At 58.0% G+C, this 22,167-nt stretch carries 20 protein-coding genes; 12 read left to right on the top strand and 8 right to left on the bottom strand.

Features of this window, described 5'->3' with window-relative positions; genetic code table 11:
- Positions 1 to 195: 195 nt before the first annotated feature.
- The 3 genes from U5A05_RS17300 to U5A05_RS17290 all read left to right on the top strand — a co-directional run bounded on the left by U5A05_RS17300 (position 196) and on the right by U5A05_RS17290 (position 3,740).
- The gene (locus U5A05_RS17300; RefSeq protein WP_261739139.1) at positions 196 to 1,521 is read left to right on the top strand and encodes an MFS transporter; all 1,326 of its coding nucleotides are present in this window, start codon (positions 196 to 198) and stop codon (positions 1,519 to 1,521) included.
- Between the two features lie 15 nt (positions 1,522 to 1,536).
- Positions 1,537 to 2,928 (top strand): FAD-dependent oxidoreductase, encoded by a 1,392-nt coding sequence (locus tag U5A05_RS17295; protein ID WP_321834088.1) that lies wholly within the window; start codon positions 1,537 to 1,539, stop codon positions 2,926 to 2,928.
- Between the two features lie 107 nt (positions 2,929 to 3,035).
- Positions 3,036 to 3,740 carry a YebC/PmpR family DNA-binding transcriptional regulator gene (locus U5A05_RS17290; RefSeq protein WP_261739137.1) on the top strand — a complete coding sequence of 235 codons (705 nt, stop codon included), beginning with the start codon at positions 3,036 to 3,038 and terminating at the stop codon, positions 3,738 to 3,740.
- Positions 3,741 to 3,920: 180 nt separating this feature from the next.
- Here U5A05_RS17290 and U5A05_RS17285 read toward each other — a convergent pair whose 3' ends face one another.
- Entirely contained in the window at positions 3,921 to 5,231 is a 1,311-nt protein-coding gene (locus tag U5A05_RS17285) for a protein kinase (protein ID WP_321834084.1), read from the bottom strand.
- A 233-nt stretch (positions 5,232 to 5,464) separates the two neighbouring features.
- Between U5A05_RS17285 and U5A05_RS17280 the strand changes: the two genes are divergently transcribed.
- From U5A05_RS17280 to U5A05_RS17250, 7 genes are all read left to right on the top strand, one after another.
- The gene (locus U5A05_RS17280) at positions 5,465 to 5,962 is read left to right on the top strand and encodes a Csu type fimbrial protein (protein WP_321834083.1); all 498 of its coding nucleotides are present in this window, start codon (positions 5,465 to 5,467) and stop codon (positions 5,960 to 5,962) included.
- Between the two features lie 16 nt (positions 5,963 to 5,978).
- Complete coding sequence (locus tag U5A05_RS17275; RefSeq protein WP_261739134.1) at positions 5,979 to 6,515, top strand: Csu type fimbrial protein; 537 nt, start codon at positions 5,979 to 5,981, stop codon at positions 6,513 to 6,515.
- A gap of 18 nt (positions 6,516 to 6,533) precedes the next feature.
- Positions 6,534 to 7,070 (top strand): Csu type fimbrial protein, encoded by a 537-nt coding sequence (locus U5A05_RS17270; RefSeq protein WP_261739133.1) that lies wholly within the window; start codon positions 6,534 to 6,536, stop codon positions 7,068 to 7,070.
- Positions 7,071 to 7,102: 32 nt separating this feature from the next.
- Positions 7,103 to 7,570, top strand: coding sequence for a Csu type fimbrial protein (locus tag U5A05_RS17265; RefSeq protein WP_321834079.1), 468 nt, complete (start codon positions 7,103 to 7,105; stop codon positions 7,568 to 7,570).
- A gap of 24 nt (positions 7,571 to 7,594) precedes the next feature.
- Entirely contained in the window at positions 7,595 to 8,374 is a 780-nt protein-coding gene (locus U5A05_RS17260) for a fimbrial biogenesis chaperone (RefSeq protein WP_261739131.1), read from the top strand.
- A gap of 142 nt (positions 8,375 to 8,516) precedes the next feature.
- Positions 8,517 to 10,838 (top strand): fimbria/pilus outer membrane usher protein, encoded by a 2,322-nt coding sequence (locus U5A05_RS17255; protein ID WP_321836529.1) that lies wholly within the window; start codon positions 8,517 to 8,519, stop codon positions 10,836 to 10,838.
- Entirely contained in the window at positions 10,835 to 11,785 is a 951-nt protein-coding gene (locus tag U5A05_RS17250) for a Csu type fimbrial protein (RefSeq protein WP_321834077.1), read from the top strand. Before U5A05_RS17255 ends, U5A05_RS17250 begins: the two co-directional genes overlap by 4 nt.
- On the opposite strand, the gene U5A05_RS17245 is transcribed toward U5A05_RS17250, so the two are convergent.
- Both U5A05_RS17245 and U5A05_RS17240 read right to left on the bottom strand, forming a co-directional pair.
- Complete coding sequence (locus tag U5A05_RS17245) at positions 11,782 to 12,933, bottom strand: M14 family metallopeptidase (RefSeq protein WP_261739129.1); 1,152 nt, start codon at positions 12,931 to 12,933, stop codon at positions 11,782 to 11,784. The two genes, U5A05_RS17250 and U5A05_RS17245, sit on opposite strands and share 4 nt — an antisense overlap.
- A 536-nt stretch (positions 12,934 to 13,469) precedes the next feature.
- Positions 13,470 to 13,937 carry an Lrp/AsnC family transcriptional regulator gene (locus tag U5A05_RS17240; protein WP_261739128.1) on the bottom strand — a complete coding sequence of 156 codons (468 nt, stop codon included), beginning with the start codon at positions 13,935 to 13,937 and terminating at the stop codon, positions 13,470 to 13,472.
- Positions 13,938 to 14,121: 184 nt separating this feature from the next.
- Here U5A05_RS17240 and U5A05_RS17235 point away from each other — a divergent pair, with 184 nt between their 5' ends.
- Complete coding sequence (locus U5A05_RS17235) at positions 14,122 to 15,174, top strand: Glu/Leu/Phe/Val dehydrogenase dimerization domain-containing protein (RefSeq protein ID WP_261739127.1); 1,053 nt, start codon at positions 14,122 to 14,124, stop codon at positions 15,172 to 15,174.
- A 48-nt stretch (positions 15,175 to 15,222) separates the two neighbouring features.
- Here the strand turns inward: U5A05_RS17235 and U5A05_RS17230 are convergent, their stop codons facing one another.
- Positions 15,223 to 15,570 (bottom strand): DUF6124 family protein, encoded by a 348-nt coding sequence (locus tag U5A05_RS17230; protein ID WP_261739126.1) that lies wholly within the window; start codon positions 15,568 to 15,570, stop codon positions 15,223 to 15,225.
- Between the two features lie 129 nt (positions 15,571 to 15,699).
- Between U5A05_RS17230 and U5A05_RS17225 the strand changes: the two genes are divergently transcribed.
- Positions 15,700 to 16,359 (top strand): LexA family protein, encoded by a 660-nt coding sequence (locus U5A05_RS17225; protein WP_261739125.1) that lies wholly within the window; start codon positions 15,700 to 15,702, stop codon positions 16,357 to 16,359.
- Positions 16,360 to 16,414: 55 nt separating this feature from the next.
- Here U5A05_RS17225 and U5A05_RS17220 read toward each other — a convergent pair whose 3' ends face one another.
- The 4 genes from U5A05_RS17220 to U5A05_RS17205 are packed head-to-tail and all read right to left on the bottom strand — an operon-like array spanning position 16,415 to position 21,981.
- Entirely contained in the window at positions 16,415 to 18,355 is a 1,941-nt protein-coding gene (locus tag U5A05_RS17220; protein ID WP_321834073.1) for an acetyl/propionyl/methylcrotonyl-CoA carboxylase subunit alpha, read from the bottom strand.
- Positions 18,352 to 19,170, bottom strand: coding sequence for a gamma-carboxygeranoyl-CoA hydratase (locus U5A05_RS17215; protein ID WP_321834072.1), 819 nt, complete (start codon positions 19,168 to 19,170; stop codon positions 18,352 to 18,354). Before U5A05_RS17215 ends, U5A05_RS17220 begins: the two co-directional genes overlap by 4 nt.
- Positions 19,171 to 19,198: 28 nt before the next feature.
- Positions 19,199 to 20,806: a carboxyl transferase domain-containing protein gene (locus U5A05_RS17210; RefSeq protein WP_321834071.1), complete on the bottom strand. Its 1,608-nt coding sequence runs from the start codon at positions 20,804 to 20,806 to the stop codon at positions 19,199 to 19,201.
- 11 nt (positions 20,807 to 20,817) lie between these two features.
- A complete protein-coding gene (locus U5A05_RS17205) occupies positions 20,818 to 21,981 on the bottom strand; it encodes an isovaleryl-CoA dehydrogenase (protein WP_261739121.1) in 1,164 nt (387 codons plus the stop codon).
- Between the last annotated feature and the right edge of the window lie 186 nt (positions 21,982 to 22,167).

The following is a 22,167-nucleotide window of genomic DNA, read 5'->3' as shown; positions in this document are numbered from 1 at the left end:
GTTATGTCCTCGATAACGGTGGGTCGTGACACACCCTTGAGCGACCCTGAACCCAATAAAAAACGGGCGCTCATGGCGTGTCTGATAAATACGGCCCTTGTCTGAAGGGCGGTATTGAAGTGCTCAACACAATAAAAAAACAGGCGTTCTTTTCTGATTCTGCCGGCACATCCCACCTCTGAGGTCAGACCTGACATGAACAAGTCCATTGCCACCATCAAGCGTTGGCGCGTGCAGATTTTTGCTATCACCTGGCTGGCCTATGCGGCCTTTTATTTCACTCGCAAAGCGTTTGCCGTTGCCAAGCTGGGGATCGGTGAAGACCCAAACTTCCATCTGGACAAGATGGCCATGGCCAACCTCGACGGTATCTACCTGGCCGCTTATGCCGTCGGACAATTTACCTGGGGCATCCTCGCCGACCGCTTTGGTCCGCGGGTTGTGGTGCTGGGCGGTTTGATCATCTCGGCACTGGCGGCGTTGGTAATGGGCACTTACGCCACCTTGCCGATTTTTGCCACCTGCATGCTGATCCAGGGGCTGGCGCAATCGACAGGCTGGTCGGGCCTGTGCAAAAACATCGGCAGCTTCTTTCCTGCCGAGCAACGCGGTCGGGTGTTGGGGTTGTGGAGTTCGTGCTACGCCTTTGGCGGGCTGGTGGCTTCACCCTTTGCCGGTTGGTGGGCGTATACGTTGATTGGCAGCTGGCATGCGGCGTTTATTTCCAGTGCGGCGGTGGTGGCTGTGGTCGCGGTGCTGTTTTTTATCTTCCAGCGCAACAAGCCTGAAGATGTCGGCCTGCCAGCGGTCGAGCCAGAGCCCGAAATGAGCGCTGAGGAGATTGCTGCCGAAAAACGTATCAGTGTCTGGGCGCCTCTGCGCGAGATCATGCGCAATCGCACAGTGCTGACTTTGGGCCTGGCGTATTTCATGTTGAAACCGGCACGCTACGCGATTCTGTTGTGGGGCCCGGTCATCGTCTTTGAACAAATGCCGCATGTGGGCAAGGTCGGTGCGGCGATCATCCCTACCGCTTTTGAGCTGGCGGGGCTGCTGGGCCCGATCATGATTGGTCTGGCTTCCGACAAACTCTTCGGCGCACGACGAATGCCAGCCTGTATTTTGAGTCTGCTGGCACTGACCATTTCACTCGCGTTCTTTATGGGAGCCTTGCATTCCGGCAGCGTGGTGCTGGTGGTGGCTTTGCTGTTTGTGATGGGGCTGACCCTGTACGGGCCGGATTCAATGATCAGCGGTGCTGCCGCCATTGACTTCGGCACCGCTAAAGCAGGCGCCACCGCGGCGGGTTTTGTGAATGGTTGCGGCTCGGTCGGGGCGATTCTCGGCGGTTTGCTGCCTGGCTATTTCGATACGGTCACGGTGTTTATCGTATTTGCCTGCTGCGCGCTGTTTTCCTCTCTGGTGCTGATTCCGCACTGGAACAGCCGTCCTGCAGGGCTCAAACCCCATTGCGCGTTTGTGCCCAATCATCCGTTGCTGATCAAACCCTTGCGCACCTGAGTGGGAGAATTATCCATGCGACCTTTTTGGCTGGAGCAGGCGCTAGCCCTGGAAAATGTCGAACCTTGTGCCGCGCTGGAGGGCGAGACCCGTGCCAGCGTCTGCATCGTGGGCGGCGGCTACACGGGGTTGTGGACGGCAATCATGCTCAAGGAACAAGACCCCGAGCTGGATGTGGTGCTGATTGAGGCCGACATTTGCGGCGCAGGCGCCAGCGGACGCAATGGCGGCTGCGCGTTGTCCTGGTCGGCCAAGTACTTCACCCTGGAACGTTTGTTTGGCGTGGAGGAGGCGGTACGTCTGGTCAAGGCTTCGGAGCACAGCATTTATGCGATTGGTGCGTTCTGTGAAAAGTACGCGGTAGACGCTGATTACCGTCTTGATGGCACGCTGTATACCGCGACCAATCAGGCCCAGGTCGGCTCGACAGACGGCGTGATTGCGGCGCTGAAGCGACAAGCGATCAATTCGTTCAGCAAGTTGCCAGTTGACGAGGTACAGCGCCGGGCCGGTTCGGCTCAGCATGTGGAGGGCTGGTTTTCTCCGGCAGCGGCCAGCGTGCAACCGGGCAAGCTGGTGCGAGGATTACGTAGGATCGCGTTGCAGCTTGGGGTGAGGCTGTATGAAAACACCCCGATGACCGGTTTGGAGGAGGGTGTGCCAGCCCTGATTCGTACACCCGCCGGGAGTGTTCGCGCCGATCGCGTGGTGCTGGCGATGAATGCCTGGATGGCCCGGGCATTCCCGCAGTTCGAACGCAGTGTGGCGATTGTGTCCAGCGATATGCTGATCACTGAACCACGTCCTGACCTGCTGCAGGAGATCGGCCTGACCAGCGGTATCACGGTGCTCGATTCGCGAATTTTCGTGCACTACTACCACAACACCCCAGACGGGCGAATCATGCTGGGCAAGGGCGGAAATACCTTTGCCTATGGCGGGCGCATGTTGCCAGTGTTCGATCAGCCTTCGCCCTATGCCGGGTTGCTGGTTAAAAGCCTGCAGCAGTTTTTCCCGGCATTTGCCGGGGTGGGTGTGGAGGCTACCTGGAACGGGCCTTCGGACCGTTCGGTCACCGGTTTGCCGTTTTTCGGACAGATGAGCAGCCATGGCAATGTGTTCTATGGCTTTGGCTATTCGGGCAGCGGGGTGGGGCCGTGCCACATGGGGGGGCAGATTTTGGCGTCGCTGGTGCAGGGGCTGGGCAATGACTGGACGCGTTCGCCGCTGGTCAACGGACCGCTGGGGTATTTTCCGCCCGAACCGATTCGCTACCTGGGCTCGCTGATGGTGCGTAACGCAATTCGGCGCAAGGAGCGGGCCGAGGATCATGGCCATCGGCCCCGGCATTTGGATGTGCGGTTGGCCAGGTTTGCAGCGGCGGCGGGCAAGGCTGATAAGGGATAAGCAGGCACCGATTGGATTTTTTGGTCGATTGCCGACTTCTGGCCGTATAAACTTGCGCCCATTCGACGGCCGATAGGCCGCGACACACCAGATTGAGAGAGTGAGTAATGGGCGCACAGTGGAAGGTTAAACATAAAGCGGACGCCGCCAACAGCCGCGGCAAGATTTTTGGCAAGCTGGCCAAGGAACTGACGGTTGCTGCTCGCAACGGCGCCGACCCGGACATGAACTCGCACTTGCGTCTGGTCTATGAACAGGCGAAAAAAGCCTCGATGCCGGCTGATACCATCAAGCGTGCGATCAACAAGGGTGCCGGTATCGGCACTGAGGCCGTGCAATACCATCGCGTTACTTATGAAGGTTTTGCTCCCCATCAGGTGCCGCTGATCATTGAGTGCCTGACTGACAATATCAACCGCACCGTGGCTGAAATCCGCGTTGCGTTCCGCAAGGGCCAATTGGGTGCTTCGGGTTCGGTGGCATGGGATTTCAACCACGTTGGCATGATCGAAGCCAAGCCTGATACCCCGGACGCAGATCCGGAAATGGCCGCGATTGAAGCGGGTGCCCAGGATTTCGAAGAAGGTGAAGAAGAAGGCACGACCTTGTTCATCACCGAGCCGACTGACCTCGACTCCGTGCAAAAGGCACTGCCAGAGCAAGGCTTCACCGTGTTGTCGGCCAAGCTGGGCTATCAGCCGAAAAACCCGGTGAGCGGTTTGACGGACGAACAGATGGCCGAAGTCCAGGAGTTCCTGACCAAGCTGGAAGAGCAGGACGACGTGCAGGACATGTTTGTAGCGTTGGCCTGAACCTGAAGCGATGCTCCTTTGTAGATACTCTGTTCCAGGTCAAGCCCCAGTGGGAGCGAGCCTGCTTGAAGTATCTCTGTAGCCGCTGAGGAGTGTAGCGAGGCTGCGATGGGTTGCTCCGCAACCCCGGGATATTGAGCCCTTTTCGCAGTTTCGTTCCTCGTCAGCGGCTACAGATTTCTATGCCAGTTCCTGGCTGATATGTACAAAATCCGGCCGTGCCAGCACATCCGGCTGGGTACAGCGCTGCTGCAGGTCTTGCAGCGAAGCTCGCTGTTGATCACTCAGGCCTGAGTCGATCCGCTCCAGCAACTCCCCGAGCAAAATCCCGAAGGCCCGCACCTCGATGCGCTGCAGTGCCCGGCTGTGCAGGCTGTCATCGATGGCGTGAAAGCACGCTGCGCCAAAATCGCCCAGTAAACATTCGCCTTGGGTGTTGAACAGAATGTTGTGCCCGTACAAGTCGCCATGACAGATGCCCTGAGCGTGCAGGTGGCCTGCCGCCGAGGCGATGCCACGGGCGATGCGCAAGGCGCTGTCACACGTGAAGCGAGTGCTGTCGGCATACACATCGCGGCTACAGGTATCGAAACTGGGCAGGGCCGCAAGGTTGATAAACGACGGGTCGATCAATTCCATGACCAGAGCGGCCTGGTTGTCAGGATGGCCAACGACGCGCCCCAGCACCTTGATCAGGTTGGGATGCTGGCCCGCAGCGATACAGGCGTTCATTTCATTGAGCGGCGAGCCGTCGCTGGTGATGCTGCCTTTGTACAGTTTGACGGCCACTGACTGAGCTACTTGGCCGGGGGCGTTCCACCGGGCTTGATAAATAATCCCGGAGGCGCCTTCGCCCAACTTGTGTTCAAGCGCAAGCTGCGACCAGTCAATGTCAGGCGTGTTATCGGCTTGGCGATGAGCGCTGGCATCTTCACGTAGCGGGTTGCCGGCATACGCCAGCCAGCTCAGACCTGGCAAGGCCAGCAGGTCTGAGGGTAACTCGGTGAATTGGTTGGCAGCCAGGCGGATCAACTCCAGGCGCTCGCAGTTAGCCAGGCTCTGAGGCAAATGCTGTAGCCGGTTACCGGCCAGCATCAGCTTTTGCAGCAATGGTCGCTGGCCCAGCTCTTCGGGCAATTGGCTGATGCGGTTATCGGTCAGGATCAGCCAACGCAGCAGAGGAGGCAGCGCCGCACCGGGCACGCTTTCGATCCGGTTGGCCTTGAAGCCGATCATGCTCAACTGTGCGCACTGCCCCAGGCTTGCCGGTAGTTCGGTGAACTGGTTGTCCGAGCAAAACAGGATACGCAAACGGGTAAGACGATGCAGGTCGTCGGGCAGGCTGCTTAAGGCGTTGCCGCTCAGATTGAGAATTTCCAGGGACTCGGCCAACTGGAAAATCTCGACCGGGAACTCGGTTAGTCCGCACGACAGATCAAGGCGTTTGAGGCCTGCCAATTGGCCGGCGCGCAGTTTAGCGAGGGTATCCATAAGCAGGTTGGGCACTCGTGGGTGGGGCAAAAAGTGTCGCGCATGATAACGACTAATTGTGTCGGGGCCGAGTACTAGCACGCAGAGGTTCTGCGCACAGCCTACGATGAACGGTCTGTGTCTGTTTAATTCCGCTGTCTCATGGACGAATCATCCTACGCTGCTAACCTTCATGCATAAGAACACGCCATGAAAGGGAAAACTCGTGGGGTATCGTTCAGGGATAATCATTATTGGCTTCTTGTTCAGTGGCTGTGCATGGTACTGCGCAGTACGAACTGGAAACTCGCCTCGTCGTCGAACGAGGCTGCCAGTTGGTCGGCATAACCCGCGAGGCGGGTGTCGACTCCTTGGGTATCCTTGATTTTGGTCATACATCGCGGCTGGACGGCCCATCAGCACCCTTGAGTGCAGCACTGATTAATCCACGTTTACCCCGCTTGGAATGTAATCCCGATACGACTTATCAACTTCAAATCGACGGTGGCCAGCACGGCGGCAACGCCGATGTTCGTTATCTGACCCTGGGGCCCGGCAGCCCGGCCATTCCTTATCGACTGTTTCGTGACCCGGCGCGGCAAATACCGTTACTGGTCAATGTGCCTGTCAGCGGCACAGTGTCTGACAGCGGCTCGGTTGATTTGCCGTTGTATGGACGGATCGAGCCTCTACAGCTAATCCCTCCTGTCGGGCTGTATGCCGACCTGTTGAAAGTCACTCTCACGTGGTAACGACAGGAGTATGGATATGGCCGGCTCCGCGCGCATTTCAATCCTGTTCGGGACCTGTGTCTTGCTGGGCGTAAACGCGCAGGCAGCCATGCTCAGCGGGCAGATCCAAGCCCGTTTGGTGATCCTGGCCAGTTGTCAGGTAAGCAGTGGAGGCAGTGTCGATGAGTACAGCCTGGGCAAGATTGGCGTGCTCGATTTTGGCAGCCACGGCCCGACCTGGAACACCCCGTTTGAAGCATTGCTTGAGGGCAGCGAAAGTAATCTGGCGGTGGACTGCAACCCTTCGGTGAAGGGTTTTTCGGTCTCCATCGATGGCGGTAGTCACGTTAAGGGCACGACGCGCCAATTGAGCAATGGGCGACACATGATTCCATATCATCTGTTTTTCGATGCCGCTGGCAGCGATAGCTACAGTATTGGGCAACAGCACAGATTCAAGGTGGTGAGTGGTGGCCAAGTACCGATTCCGGTGTATGGCATGGTGATGGCGAATCCCAATGCGCTCCCGGCGGGTGTCTATCGAGACACGCTGCGGGTGACGTTGGATTGGTAAATATGAGTGGGGTGCAAGATGCGCGTACTTACATCAACGTTGGGTTTCACATTGCTGGGCTTGATGGCGACAAGTCAGGTACAGGCAGCCACCACGGTAACCGGTGTCATCAATGCCACGTTAACGCTGACTACCAGTTGCCTGGTTAACGGGGCAACGGGCACCAGCGGGCTGGATTTCGGGACTTTGAGCTTCGGTACCACGACCTCGCTTTTCACTGAGGCCGACGGGCAAGTGCTGGGCAGTGGCGGTGGGGCCTTGACGATTCAGTGTTCGGCCGGTACGTCGCCGGTAATTACGGTGGGGGCGGGTGCTCACGATGGGCTCTCCACGGGGGGCACTCGTGCCTTGTCGGACAGTAATGGCCACTTCGTACCCTATGACCTTTACAGCGACACAGGGCATAGCACCTTGGTAGCCATCAACGGCACCATCGCGCCCGGCCTCAGTACAGGCGTAGCGCAGACGATCAATCTTTACGGCAAGGCGGTGGGTAAAACCGGCCTTCCGGCGGGCAGCTACACGGACGTCATTAACGTTTCGCTGACCTTTTAACCTTTGTGGGCTGGCCGTGCGCAGCGTCACTGATGCTGCTGTGTTCGTGCAGCGGTGTTTTGCACGGTGCAACAACTGCGACGTTTCAGGTCGGCGCGGGCATCGTGGCGGGGTGTCTGGTTACCAGTACCGGCGGCACTTACGGCAGTCTGAACTTCGGTACGTATCCGGCGTTGTCCACCTCGCCAGTCAGTGTGAACCTAGTGGGTGGCGTTACGTTGCAGTGTACGCCAGGGGTGACTGTCAGCATGCAGGTCGATGGCGGGTTGCATAACACCAGTGGGCGTCATTTGCAGGTCGGCAGTGGCAGTGCACGGGTGGCATACCAGTTATTTCAGGACGCTGCACACAGCCAGAGCCTGGGCATCGCGCAGTCGGTCAACGTGCCTTATACCAATGCCAACGCAATCAGCCTGCCGATTTTTGGCTATGTGCTACTGCCGGGTAATCAACCGGCGGGTGCCTATAGCGATACGGTGCAAGTGCAATTGTCTTATTGAAGTCCAGGGCTCAGGAGTTTGTTTATGCACTTATTTTTACGGCCGCTTCAAGGTTTGGCCTGTTGCCTGCTGACGTTGGGGATTACTCAGCAGGCTCTGGCAGCCAGTTCGATTTTGATCTGGCCTATCGATCCGGTACTGGAAGCCGATCAGCAAGCCAGTGCCTTGTGGTTGGAAAACCGCGGAGATGAGCCTGCCAGTATGCAGATAAGGGTATTTGCCTGGAATCAGGACGGCTTTGACGATCAGTATCAAAATCAGCGTGATGTGATTGGCAGCCCGCCGGTGGCCACTATCGGGCCTGGGCAAAAGCAGCTGATTCGTTTGACCCGGACCAAGTCTTTTCCCGCAGGCGAGGAGCATGCCTACCGCATCATCATCGATGAAATCCCTTCGGCCCTGCCTCCTGCCGCGAATGACAGCACCAAGACGGCGGCGACGATTCGATTGCAAATGCGCTACTCGGTGCCGCTGTTTGCTTATGGCGCCGGGCTGTGGAGCAAGGTGGATGCAAGTCGCCCACGTGATGCTGCCGGTATCGGCTTACCGCAATTGAGCGGTCGCACCGTCAAGGTCGATGGCAAGCCCTATATCGAGATCCGTAATCGTGGCTCGGTGCATGCGCGACTGACCGAGGCGGTGCTCAAGTCGGGTGGCAAGTCGCAATCGATGGTAGATGGTTTGCTGGGCTATGTGTTGCCGGGTGCAACGATGCGCTGGCCAGCGCCGTTGGCCCAGGGCGATGCGTTGCAAGTACGGGTCAATGGTCAGACCAAGGTGCAGGCGGTGCCTTTAGGTCAATAAACGCAGGGTTCAGTAGTCGCAATTGGCCTTTAGCAAGTCCCCCTGACAACGGCATGACGTAGCGCGGTGTTGAATGTAACCGCGTGAGCGTTTGCAAGGAGCAGCCATTGAGGGACGGGATGAGGACGTGAGCCGGGCACTGATGTTGGCCATCATCGGCTTGTGCAGTGCACTGGCGGTGCCAATCAGTGAGGCAGCAGAACTGCCGCCACCGCCCGCCAATATACAGGCGGTCGCCGATGCATCGCTGTATCTGGAATTGGTGGTTAATCAAATGAATACCGGGCGCCTGGTTCACGTGCAACAGCGTGCAGGTCAACTGTATCTGCCAGCGGCCGATTTGAAGGAGTCGGGTATTCGCCTGCCAGTAGCCAGCCCGGAGGAAGTGGGACTCGACAGCGTGCCTGGTTTGCACAGTGAGTACGATATTCAGGGCCAGCGCCTGTTGCTCGACGTACCCCCCGAATGGCTGCCTGAGCAGCACTTTGGCAGGCGTTCAAGCTACCCGCGCACGGAGGCGGTAAGTAGCTTTGGCGGCTTGCTCAACTACGACCTGTACCTGAACGATACAGACGATGCTGGCACTTATCTGGCCGCCTGGAATGAAATACGGCTGTTTGACAGTTGGGGCACGCTGTCAAACACCGGGCAATACCGGCGAAGCATTGTGGGTACCGCCGATAGCCAGATGGATAATGGCTACCGCCGCTATGACACGCTCTGGCGCTTTTCCGATGACGAGCGAATGCTCACCTACGAGGCGGGCGACCTGATCAGCGGCGCCTTGCCCTGGACCAGTTCCGTGCGCATGGGTGGGGTGCAGCTATCGCGAGACTTTGGCGTGCGTCCTGATCTTGTGACCTATCCGTTGCCGCAGTTCTCCGGGGAGGCGGCGGTTCCGTCTTCAGTCGACCTGTTCATAAATGGCTTCAAGTCCTCCAGCGAAAACTTGCAACCTGGGCCTTATACCCTGACCAATATTCCCTTTATCAACGGCGCAGGCGAGGCCGTGGTGGTGACCACCGACGCGCTGGGGCGGCAGGTTTCTACCAGCGTGCCGTTTTATGTGACCAGTACCTTACTGCAAAAAGGTCTGAGTGATTTTTCGGTGTCGGCGGGCAGCGTGCGTAGGGAGTATGGGGTCCGTAACTTTGCCTACGGCCCGGGTGTGACGTCGGGTAGCCTGCGCTATGGCCTGACCGACAGCCTGACCCTTGAAAGTCACCTTGAGGCCTCTGACTCGCTGACCTTGGGCGGTATGGGGGGCAATCTCAAGTTGGGTAACTTTGGTGTACTCAACAGTGCCGTGAGCCAAAGCCAGTTCGATGGCCGCGATGGCCGCCAGTTGAGCGTGGGCTACCAGTACAGCGCGCAACGTTTCAGTCTTGCCTATCAGCGTTTGCAACGATTTTCCGACTATGCCGATCTCTCGGTAGTCGACAGTGATTACGTCAGCCTCAGCCAGCGTAGCGAGCAATTGACCCTGAGCTTGAACCTGGATCGCTTTGGCAGTCTGGGCGCCGGGTATTTTGATGTGGTGGCCGCCGATACTTCGCGTACCCGCTTGCTTAACCTGAGCTGGAGCAAGCCGTTGTGGTTCAACAGCAGTGTATACGTCTCGGCCAATCGTCAGTTTGGCGACAGTAACTGGGCGCTGCAGGCGCAGATTGTGGTGCCGTTTGATCTGAACGCCAGCATGAGCTTCAGCACCGAGCGCAGCACCACGGGCGCCACCCAGCAACGGGTCAATTACAGTCGCGGGGTCCCGACGCAGGGGGGCGTTGGTTTCAACCTGGGGTATGCCCATGGCGACACACCTGACTACCGCCAGGCCGACCTGACCTGGCGGATGCAGTCGGTGCAGCTGCAAGCAGGCGTTTATGGTACTTCAGCTCAGCAAACACGTTGGGGCGATGCCAGTGGGTCACTGGTCTGGATGGACAATCAGGTATTTGCGGCCAACCGTATTGACGACGCCTTTGTCGTAGTCAGTACCGGGGATTTTTCCGATATTGGCGTGTTGTATGAAAACCAGTGGGTAGGCAATACCGATAAAAACGGTCATCTGCTGGTGCCCTGGAGCAGTGCCTACTATCGCGGAAAATACGAAATAGATCCGTTGAACCTGCCGGTCAACGTCCTCAGCCCTACGGTCGAGCAGCGGGTGGCGGTGCGTCGTGGAAGTGGCTACTTGCTGGAGTTTCCATTAAAGCGGGTGGCCGCTGCCAGCGTGCGTCTGGTCAATGCCCAGCAGCAAAACCTGGGGTTGGGCAGTGCGGTATTGAATGAGCAAAATGGCTCGCGTGCGGTCGTCGGCTGGGACGGGTTGGTGTACCTGGAAAACCTGGTGGCAAAAAACTCGCTGCAAGTGATCCTGCCTGATGGCCAGCAGTGCAAGGCACAATTCGAACTGGTGCCGGAGGCGGACCAGGTGCCTTTGATCGAGCCGGTGGTGTGCCAATGAAGTGTGCAATCGGGCTATGCCTATTGTGTTGCTTTGCTGTGTCCGAAGTAGAGGCAGGTTGTACTGCGGCGGCGGTCGCCAGCCCGGCCGGTTATGGAACGATCAGTTCAACGTTGGTGCGTACCGTGGCTCAAAACACTTCCTCAACAAGTGCTGGCCTCACCTGCACTCCCGGAGGGATCGCGCTATTCAGCACCGCCTACTTCAAGGCCACGATCACCTCGGCCCAGAGTGGAATGCTAGGACCTACCGGAGATGTGATTGCCTACTCGATCAGTGCGGGCACTAATGGCACTCATCCCATTACCCGTGGAACGGCATTCGACTTTGCCAGCAACGGGCTGCTGGGCACTACGGCACCGAGTATTATTCCTTTGTACTTCACGACCTCGATCAATAATGTCGCGGCAGGGATCTACACCGAAACACTGAGTGTGCGATGGGACTGGTACTACTGCACCGGCTTGGGCGCTTTAGGCGTTTGCCTTGGGTCAGACTCGGGGGTCAACAAGGTCAGCACCCTGACCGTAACCATGACGGTGGCCAACGACTGCACCATCAGCGCTCCCGTTATTACTTTTGGCAATGCGCCGGTGATCAGCGGGTTTACCCCGGTCAGTCAGACCATCAGTGTGGCCTGCACCAAAGGCAGTGCCTACACCGTGGGTTTGAGTGATGGCCTGCATCCCGTCAGTGTGGGCGGGCGGCGGCAGATGATTTTCGGCACTAACTTTTTGGCCTACGATATTTTCCAAAGTGCCGGTACTACCCGCTGGGGCAGCGTGGGCAGTGCCCGGCGGGCGAGTTCGACTGCCGAGGTCAACCCCGGCAACGGGTTGGGCACAGGCAGCCAGATATTCAACTACAACGCCAAGATTTATACCGACCAGGCCACGCCGCCAGCCGGTGCCTACACCGACAGCGTGGTGCTGGACGTGGGGTTTTAGCGAAGCTCCTTGACCATCGCCGACAGGGTGGTCAGCACATCCTTGGCCAACTGCTTCGAACGTTTGCCATCCCAGCCAGTCTGCGGGTTCGGTGCATCGTTGTTGTCCTTGAATGGCATCTCCAGGGTCAACGACAGACAGTCAAAGCGCTGGCCGACGCTGTTGCAGGCCAGGGTCATATTGGCTTGCCCGGGCTCGTCGCGGGTGTAGCCGTGCACGGTCTGAAAGTCCTTGGTCAGCGCGCCAAGGTGGCTGCGAAAGCGCTCCTCCAGGGTCGCCAGCCGCGGGGTGTAGCCCGGATTGCCTTCACAGCCGGCGGTGAATATATAGGGGATTTCTTCGTCGCCGTGGATATCCAGAAACAGGTCGACACCGTAGTGAGCCATCTGCTCCAGGGCGAAAAATACTTCCGGGCTGACCTGCGGGCTGGTGTTTTGCCAGGCGCGGTTCAGGTCCTGGCCGTTGGCGTTGGTACGCAAGTGCCCGTGAAACGCGCCATCGGGGTTCATGTTGGGGATCAGGTACAGGTCAGCGAAATCCAGCAGCTTGCGCATTTGCGGGTCGCTGCCTTGTTCGAGACGCTCGAAGATCCCTTCCATAAACCATTCGGCCATATGCTCGCCGGGGTGCTGCTGGGCGATGATCCAGATCTTGCGCTTGTGGCTGGCGCCGTTGCCTTTGCGCAGCAACTGGATGTCGCGACCTTCAACACTTTTGCCGGTGGCCAGCAACTCGCAACCTGACCACTGCAGTGCGTTCTTGATCAGTTGATCATGGCGTGCGCGGCTGTAGGGTTCGAAGTAGGCAAACCAGACCTGAGGTTGTTCGGCTGCAAGTTGAAAATTCAGTGCTGTGCCGTCGAATTCAGTCGGCACCCGGAACCAGTTTTCGTGATCGTATGAGGCAACGGCCTGATAGCCTTCCCACGCTTTATTGTAGGAAGACTGGCTGGCATTGCTTAATTGAAAATGGTGGGTATGCCCCGGCGTCAGGCCATCAGCCTTGAAGTGGAACCACTGAAAGTGCGGGCTCTTGGTGTCCGGTTTGATGGCGAGCTTTACCTGCAGCGGGTTGCTGGCGTCCAGCACCTGAATGTTGCCGCTGTCGAAGTCGCTGCTGATATGAAGTGAAGAGGGCGCCACGGTCATGGTCCAAATCCCAAAATCTGATGATTGTGGGCGTTACTGTACATCGCTATGGCGATAGGCCAATACGGAATTTTGGACAATAAGATGTAGGGGAATACGAAGGGGGGCGTCATCCTTGACGCAGCACGATTTTAGTGTTTTTGCGAGTGATTCTCAAGTGCTAAATTGCCATTACGGCCATAGTCCAGGACTTCAGGCTTCCGTTTCCCGATGTTCTTTTGCTATCATCGCCAGCATCGTAGCGGTCACCGAAAAAAACCGACCGCACACCAGACTTCATTAGCCTGAAGCACGCAGAGCCAGAAAACTGGCCGCAAAAAAAAGACCCGGCCAGAAGCCGGGTCAAATAACCGTGATTAGCCTGATGAGGAGCTAATTCAAAAGACCGACCTAAGGTCCTTTGAATTATCGACTGATCTCGCGACCAGCTGCATGCAATAGTAATCATTATCATTTGCAAAGCAAGTTTTTTCCGCGCTATCTGGAAAATAATTTTCCATTCCTTGGCCCAGGCTTCTATCCCGCGGCCTGTACTGTTAGCCCAACAGCAACTCAGTGGTGCGCTTGACCTCGCTCATGGCGATATTCGAGTGGGCTTCCTGAACGTGTGGCTTCTGCAGCAAGTGATCGCGCAAAAAGCGTTCATAACTGTCGATGTCATGGGTGACCACCTTCAGCAGGTAGTCCATATCGCCTGCCATCGTGTAGCACTCGATCACTTCGGGGTAATCGGTAATCGCCTCTTCAAACTCCGTCAAATGACGTCGCCCGTGGCCTGACAGCCGCACATTGACGAAAACAACGATATTGAGCCCGAGTTTTTTCGGATTGAGCAGGGCGACCTTGCGCTCGATCAAGCCTTCCTCTTGCAGTCGATGGATCCGTCGCCAGCAGGGCGACTGTGACAACTCCACGTGTTCCGCCACCTCGGCGGCAGACAGGTCGGCATTATGTTGCAGCAGGCGGAGAATCTTGCGGTCGATGGCGCTTAATTTAATCTGCATGAATTGATCTGATTTCTTATTTTTTTTGAATGACACATGCAGATTAGCAGAACATTTCCTGCAATTTAGAAAGAAAATTCCTAGGTAAAACCTTCACTCTTTGGCTGCGCACCCATGCGTCGGGTCAGATACTGACTTTGCGGTCTGACACGCTTCCAGGGCCAAGAACAAGAGAGAGAATGTAATGCCGATATTTGCTCATCCCGAATTCGATCACCACGAACAAGTCCAGTTCTGTCACGACAAAGCGACTGGCCTCAAGGCCATTATTGCAGTGCACAACACGCGCCTTGGCCCTGCTTTGGGTGGCTGCCGCATGTGGCCCTATGCCGACGAACAGCAAGCCTTGAACGACGTGCTGCGCCTGTCTCGCGGCATGACGTACAAATCGGCGCTGGCCGGCTTGCCGCTAGGCGGCGGCAAGGCGGTGATCATTGGCGATCCGCGCAAAGACAAGAGCGAAGCGTTGTTTCAGGCCATGGGCGGGTTTGTCGAGAGCATGGGCGGGCGTTACATCACGGCTGCAGACTCGGGCACCGGTGTCGCCGAAATGGCCCTGATGGGCCAGCGCACTCACCACGTGGTGGGGGCTGGCACGCGTGAGCAACTGGGCGGAGGCACGCGCAGTGGTGATCCGTCACCGGCGACGGCCCTTGGCGTGTTTATCGGCTTGCGCGAGGCAGTCTTGCAGCGTCTGGGGCGCAGCGACCTGGCAGGCTTGCGGGTGGCCGTTCAGGGCCTTGGGCAAGTCGGTTTCAACCTTGCCCGGCAGTTGAAAGAGGCGGGTGCTGAACTGTGGGTACACGATATTCAGGACGCTAACGTCAGGCGCGCAGTCGATGAACTGGGCGCCCATGCGGTCAGTGCACAAGATATTTACGGGCTGGATGTCGATGTATTTTCACCGTGCGCGATGGGCGCCATCATCAATGATGAAACCTTGCAGTTACTGCGTGCCCCGGTGATTGCCGGGGCGGCGAATAACCAATTGGCCAAAGCCTCTCATGCCGATGAGTTGTGGCGTCGTGGCTGCTTGCATGCCCCAGACTATGCAATCAATGCAGGCGGCATTATTGACGTGTCCTACGAGTACAACGGCGGCACGCCCGAACAGGTTCGCCAGCACGTAGAAGGCATTGGTGAGACTTTGCGCCAGATCTTCCAGAGGGCCAAGGCACAGGATCGCAACACCACGAGCATTGCCGACAGCCTTGCACAAGAGCGTCTTAACGCTTGATAGAAAAGGCGTTGGGGTTCGATCGGGCAGCCAGCGCCTTTTTCCACTTCAGCGGGCAGACAGCTGTTGCACGTCAATGGCCCTGTCCACCAATTGCTTGGACGATTCCATAAAGAACAGGATGCTCATCAGAAGATCACGTTGAGAACCCTGCTGATGCTCGGCAGCGCCTTGAGCACTGGCAATTGCACATCGCAGATAGTCCGATGCATGCACCAGAGCTTCCTCTTGGCTCACGTCTTCGCTGACCAGGAACATTTTTTTTTCGAGACCCTGCTGAGAAACAGATGGTTTCAAATAATAGTCGAGCGCACGTTGGGTTGCGGCGCTGTCCCTTAAGGATTCGAGCTCATTATCAGGCTCTGTTTTCAGCGCAATTTTTGTTATTGGAGTCATGATTTACCTGCGTTTCAGGAGTTAATCGAATCAGCAGGACAAGACTAGTACAAATAGTATTTGTTAATCGATCATAAATAATACAATGTGTGTATTGTTGCGCTGAATTCAATCCGTATTGTTCGGCAGATGGATAAATGGATCGCTTTAGTCAGAACCAAATTGCGCGAGCTGAAACTCACGCAAGAAAAACTAGCCGAACGCGTCGGGGCATCCCAGGGCGGAGTCGGTCATTGGCTCAATAAACGCCGTCAACCCGACCTGCCGACGATGAACAACGTGCTGCATGCCCTTGGGCTTGAGCACCTTGAAGTCGCCCTGGTGATTCGTGAGCGCCATGATGCAGGTGATACACCTGGTCCTGACGAATACGCCTATGAGATCACGTCAGCTTTCCGCTATCCGGTGAGAGACTGGGTGACGGCGGGTCAGGTCAGCGAGAAGGTGCAGCCTGGTTATGCGCCGCCCGGTACGATCTTTGAAGTCAGCGATCATTACGCCAAAGGGGCAGCGTTCTGGCTGCAGGTGACCGGTGATGCCATGACTGCTCCGATGGGTGTCAGCATCGCGCAAGGGATGATGATTCTGGTTGATCCGGATATCGAAGCCACGCCAGGCAGAATGGTGATTGCCCTTACACCTGAATCCGAGGCGACGACGTTCCGGCAGTTGATCGAAGAAAGTGGTCAACGCTATCTGAAGCCGCTGAACCCAACGTATCCCAAAACATTGTTCGATGACCGCTGCCGGATTATCGGAGTTGTGGTCCAGGCCACAGCCAAGTTCTAGACGCGTTTCAGATGCTGTAAAAAAGGCGGATACCGATCACGGTATCCGCCTTTTCTCATTCCAGCTCAACCAGCGCCGAGCCTTCACTGACCATCTCGCCTTCCTGGAAGAACAGGGCTTTCACCACACCCCCGTGGGGGGCGCGCAGGCTGTGTTCCATCTTCATGGCTTCGAGTACCACCAGTTGCGTGCCAGCCTCGACGGTTTGACCGACCTCAACCAGTACCCGCACGATGCTGCCATTCATGGGTGCAGTCAGGCCGCCCTGGGCCGTGTGACTGGCACTCACGGCGCTGATCGGATCGTGCAGGCGCACGCAGTGCAACTCACCTTCCCAGCGTAGGTACAGCGCCTCAGCGCGGCGAATGGCCAAGTGCTGGTGCCGTACTCCGTCCTGTTCAATGACTAACTGTTCATCACGCAAGATGGCTGTATTGCCATTGAGGTGGATGACCTGTTGTTCGCCATTACAAGCCAATGCCAGCAACGTGTGTGCAGGTAAACCGCTGCGAAAGCCGTTGTTTGCGGACCAGGGTGAGGCCGGGTCATCGTCCCGTACCAGAGGGGCCTGGCTCTGATTGAAGGCTTCGGCGGCTGCCGACCAGAAGGCAGCAGGCAGAGGCTCGGCAGCAGGCAGTAATTGTTCTTCGTAGCGCGGGATAAACCCGGTATCGAGTTCGGCTGCGGCGAAGGCGGGGTGGCCGATGATGCGTCGCAAAAAGCTCAGGTTGGTTTTCAGACCGCCGATGGCGAACTCATCGAGCATCGCCAGTAGGCGCAGGCGGGCCTGTTCGCGGTCCTCTCCCCAGGCAATCAGCTTGCCCAGCATCGGATCGTAAAACGGTGAAACCTCGTCGCCTTCACTGACCCCACTGTCCACGCGCCTGCCCGGGCCGGCAGCTGATTCGCGGTACACCTCAAGACGCCCGGTTTGCGGGAGAAAATCATGGCTTGGGTCTTCAGCGTACAAACGCACTTCGATGGCGTGGCCGCGCAAGGGTACTTGTGCCTGGGTGATGGGCAAGGCCTCACCGCATGCCACGCGGATTTGCCAGGCCACCAGGTCCAGCCCAGTAATGGCTTCGGTGACCGGGTGTTCAACCTGCAGGCGCGTGTTCATCTCCATAAAGAAGAATTCGCCTCGCGCATCCAGCAAAAACTCCACGGTGCCCGCGCCAACGTAGCCGATCGCCTGTGCCGCGCGCACGGCGGATTCGCCCATGGCTTGGCGCTGTTCGACACTCAGGCCCGGTGCTGGTGCTTCTTCCACGACTTTCTGGTGGCGGCGCTGAATCGAGCAATCGCGCTCATTGAGGTACAGGCAGTTGCCGTGCTGGTCGGCAAATATCTGGATCTCCACATGACGCGGCTTGAGCACGTACTTCTCGACCAGCATCCGTGCGTCGCCAAAGGAGGACAGTGCCTCGCGCTGAGCCGAAGCCAGCGCCTCAGCCAGTTGGCCGACCTCTTCGACCACTTTCATGCCTTTGCCGCCACCGCCCGCCGTGGCTTTGAGCAGCACCGGGTAGCCGATGCGCTCTGCGGCGAGGCGGAAGGTTTCCAGGTCTTGAGCTTCGCCGTGGTAGCCAGGCACCAACGGTACGCCTGCGACTTCCATCAAGGCCTTGGCCGCGGATTTGCTGCCCATCGCATCAATCGCGCTGGCGGGGGGGCCAAGGAAAATCAGCCCGGCGGCCTCAATGGCGCGCGCGAAGCCTGCGTTTTCCGACAAAAAACCGTAACCGGGGTGAATGGCCTGCGCACCGCTGGCCTTGGCGGCAGCGATGATTTTGTCGATCTTCAGGTAGCTGTCGGCGGCTTTGCTACCGCCCAGGTCCACACAGATATCGGCTTCGCGACAATGCCGTGCATCGCGGTCGGTTGCGCTATGTACGGCGACGGTGGTGAGGCCCAGCGCTTTGGCCGTGCGCATCACCCGGCAGGCGATCTCGCCGCGGTTAGCCACCAGCACGGAAGTAAGAAGAGGGGCGGTCATGAGCGCGGCTCCTGAGTCGATGAATCGGCTTGCCAGCTGGGCGCACGCTTCTGCAGAAAGGCGCGCAAGCCTTCCTGGCCTTCAGGGCTGACTCGAATCCGTGCAATGGCGTTTTCACAGTAGCGACGGATGGCCAGAGTTGGCGCGCCATGACTGACTTCGCGCAGCAGATCCTTGCAGGAGCGCATGGCTTGTGGGCTGTTGAGCAGCAAGTTGTCGACCCAATGGGCGATGTGCTGTTCAAGCTCTGCGAGGGGGTAGCACTCGGACAGCAAGCCCAGTTCACGGGCACGCTCGCCGCTGAAGCGTTCAGCGGTCAGGGCGTAGCGCCGGGCTGCGCGCTCACCGATGGCCTGCACCACAAAGGGACTGATTACAGCGGGAGCCAGGCCGATACGGACTTCGGACAAGCAAAACTGCGCATCCTGCGCGCCGATGGCCATGTCGCAGGCACTGATCAGGCCCAGTGCGCCACCGTAGGCTGCGCCTTGCACGACGGCCAGGGTCGGAATTTTCAGCTTGGCCAGGTTGTACATCAGTTCGGCCAGATGGCGGGCGTCGTCGAGATTGGTGTGGTAGTCGAGTTCGGCCGATTGTTGCATCCAGGCCAGATCGGCACCGGCACTGAAATGCTTGCCGCGCCCGCGCAGTACCAGAAAACGCATGGCTGGATCTGCTTGCACGGCCTCCAGAGCAAGGATCAACTCGCGGATCATCTCGGCGTTAAAGGCATTGTTCTTCTGCTCGCGGCTCAACCACAGGGTGGCAAAGCCCCGGGGATCGGTGTGCAGTTCGAGGGTGTTGAAATCGATCATGTTCTTCAGTCCTGAAAGGCTGTGGGAGTTACATCCGGAACACACCGAAACGGGTGGCTTCGATAGGTGCGTTCAACGCCGCCGACAAACCCAGCGCCAATACGTCGCGGGTTTGCGCCGGGTCGATCACGCCGTCATCCCACAAGCGAGCACTGGAATAGTAGGGGTGGCCCTGGTGTTCGTACTGGTCGAGGATCGGTTGTTTGATCTCGGCTTCTTCACGGGCTGAAAACGCGACACCATTGCGTTCTGCCTGCTCGCGCTTGACCTGCACCAGCACGCCTGCCGCCTGTTCGGCGCCCATCACGCCAATTCGGGCGTTGGGCCACATCCACAAAAAGCGTGGATCGTAGGCCCGGCCGCACATGCCGTAGTTACCAGCGCCAAAACTGCCACCGATGATTACGGTGAATTTCGGCACTTTGGCGCACGCCACAGCGGTGACCAATTTGGCGCCGTGCTTGGCAATGCCACCGGCTTCGTACTTTTGGCCGACCATAAAACCGGTGATGTTTTGCAGAAACACCAAGGGAATACCGCGCTGGCACGCCAGCTCGATAAAGTGCGCGCCTTTTTGTGCCGCTTCGGCGAACAGAATTCCGTTGTTGGCCAGGATCGCTACCGGGTAACCGTGCAAATGCGCAAAGCCGCACACCAGCGTGGTGCCGAACAGGGCTTTGAATTCATCGAACACCGAACCGTCCACCAGCCGCGCAATGACTTCGCGCACATCAAAGGGCTGTTTGGCATCTGCCGGGACGATGCCATACAACTCGTCACGGCCATACAGCGGTGCCAGCGGTGTGCGCTGCTGCAACTGGCCCAACTTGCGCCAGTTGAGGTTAGCCACGCTGCGCCGAGCCAGTGCCAGCGCATGCTCGTCACTGTCGGCGTAATGGTCGGCCACTCCCGAAATCTTGCAGTGCACATCGGCACCGCCCAGGTCTTCGGCACTGACCACCTCGCCGGTGGCGGCCTTTACCAGTGGCGGACCAGCAAGAAAGATTGTCGCTTGCTGGCGCACCATGATGGCTTCGTCGGCCATGGCAGGCACATAGGCCCCACCAGCAGTACACGAACCCATGACCACGGCAATTTGCGGGATGCCCGCCGCGCTCATGTTGGCTTGATTGAAGAAGATTCGCCCAAAGTGCTCGCGGTCCGGGAACACTTCATCCTGACGTGGCAGGTTGGCGCCGCCGGAGTCCACCAGATAGATGCACGGCAAGCGGTTTTGCTCGGCAATAGTCTGTGCCCGGAGGTGTTTTTTCACCGTCAGCGGGTAGTACGAACCACCTTTGACCGTGGCATCGTTGGCCACAATCATGCATTCCACGCCTTCGACCCGACCAATACCGGCGATTATCCCGGCAGCCGGAACCTCTTCGCCGTACACGCCGTAAGCCGCCAGCTGACTCAACTCCAGGAAGGGTGAGCCGCTGTCCAGCAGGCGATCAATGCGCTCGCGTGGCAGTAGCTTGCCGCGTGAAGTGTGACGCTCCTGGGCCTTGGCCCCGCCGCCCTGTTGTACCTGCTCGAGCAGGGTGTGCAAGGCTGCCACCTGCTTGAGCATGGCGTCGCGGTTGACACCGAACTCGGTCGAGCGCGGGTTGATCGTCGTATGCAAGATGGACATGCCTACGCTCCTTAGCGAGTTTCGTTGAAGAGTTCGCGACCAATCAGCATGCGTCGGATTTCGCTGGTGCCAGCACCGATCTCATACAGCTTGGCGTCACGCAGCAGGCGTCCGGCCGGGAATTCATTGATATAACCGTTGCCACCCAGAATCTGGATCGCGTCGAGGGCCATCTGGGTGGCGCGTTCGGCGCTGTACAAAATCACCCCGGCGGCGTCCTTGCGCGTGGTTTCACCACGCTCGCACGCGGCTGCGACGGCATACAGATAGGCGCGGCTGGCGTTGAGCTGGGTGTACATGTCAGCCACCTTGCCCTGGATCAGTTGAAACTCGCCGATGCTCTGGCCGAACTGTTTGCGGTCGTGGATGTACGGCACGATCAAATCCATGCAGGCCTGCATGATTCCGGTAGGGCCGCCCGACAGCACCACGCGCTCGTAGTCCAGGCCACTCATCAACACCTTGACCCCGGCGTTGAGGGTGCCCAGCAGGTTCTCTTCTGGCACTTCAACATCGTCGAAAAACAGTTCGCTGGTATTGGACCCGCGCATGCCGAGCTTGTCGAAATGGCTGCTGCGGCTGAAGCCTTTCCAGTCGCGCTCAACGATAAATGCGCTGATGCCGTGTGCGCCCTTTTCCAGATCGGTCTTGGCGTAGATCACATAGGTGCTGGCATCAGGGCCGTTGGTGATCCAGGTCTTGCTGCCGTTGAGGACGTAATGGTCGCCGCGCTTGTCAGCACGCAGTTTCATCGACACCACATCGGAACCGGCGTTGGGTTCGCTCATGGCCAATGCGCCAACGTGTTCGCCGCTGATCAGCTTGGGCAAGTATTTGAGTTTTTGTTCGTGGCTGCCGTTGCGGTTGATCTGATTGACGCAGAGGTTGGAGTGAGCGCCGTAGGAGAGGGCGACCGAGGCTGAGCCGCGGCTGATTTCTTCCATCGCCACCACGTGCGCCAAATAGCTCAGACCGGTGCCGCCGTATTCTTCCGGAACGGTGATGCCGAGCAACCCCATGTCACCGAACTTGCGCCACATGTCGGCGGGGAACAGATTGTCCTTGTCGATTTGCGCCGCACGTGGCGCCAGTTCGGCAGCGACGAAGGCCTGAACCTGATCGCGCAGCATGTCGATGGTTTCGCCCAGGGCGAAGTTCAAAGTCGGGTAGCTCATGGGGCACCTTGATCGTTGTTCTTGTGGAGGCGGTTACTGCGTCGCCATTGATAACCTTGACGTTAACGTAAACTTGGCCTGTAAAACTGTCAACGACCTTTACGTTAACGTCAACTTCAGCCAGAGTAATTGCTGTTCTTCAATTGAGAGGGCGCCGGTACGCGCTTTACTCATGCTCCCAAAACA

Source organism: Pseudomonas kulmbachensis, from assembly GCF_963681935.1.
Classification (GTDB): domain Bacteria; phylum Pseudomonadota; class Gammaproteobacteria; order Pseudomonadales; family Pseudomonadaceae; genus Aquipseudomonas; species Aquipseudomonas kulmbachensis.
This window is presented reverse-complemented; position numbering and strand designations above follow the sequence as displayed.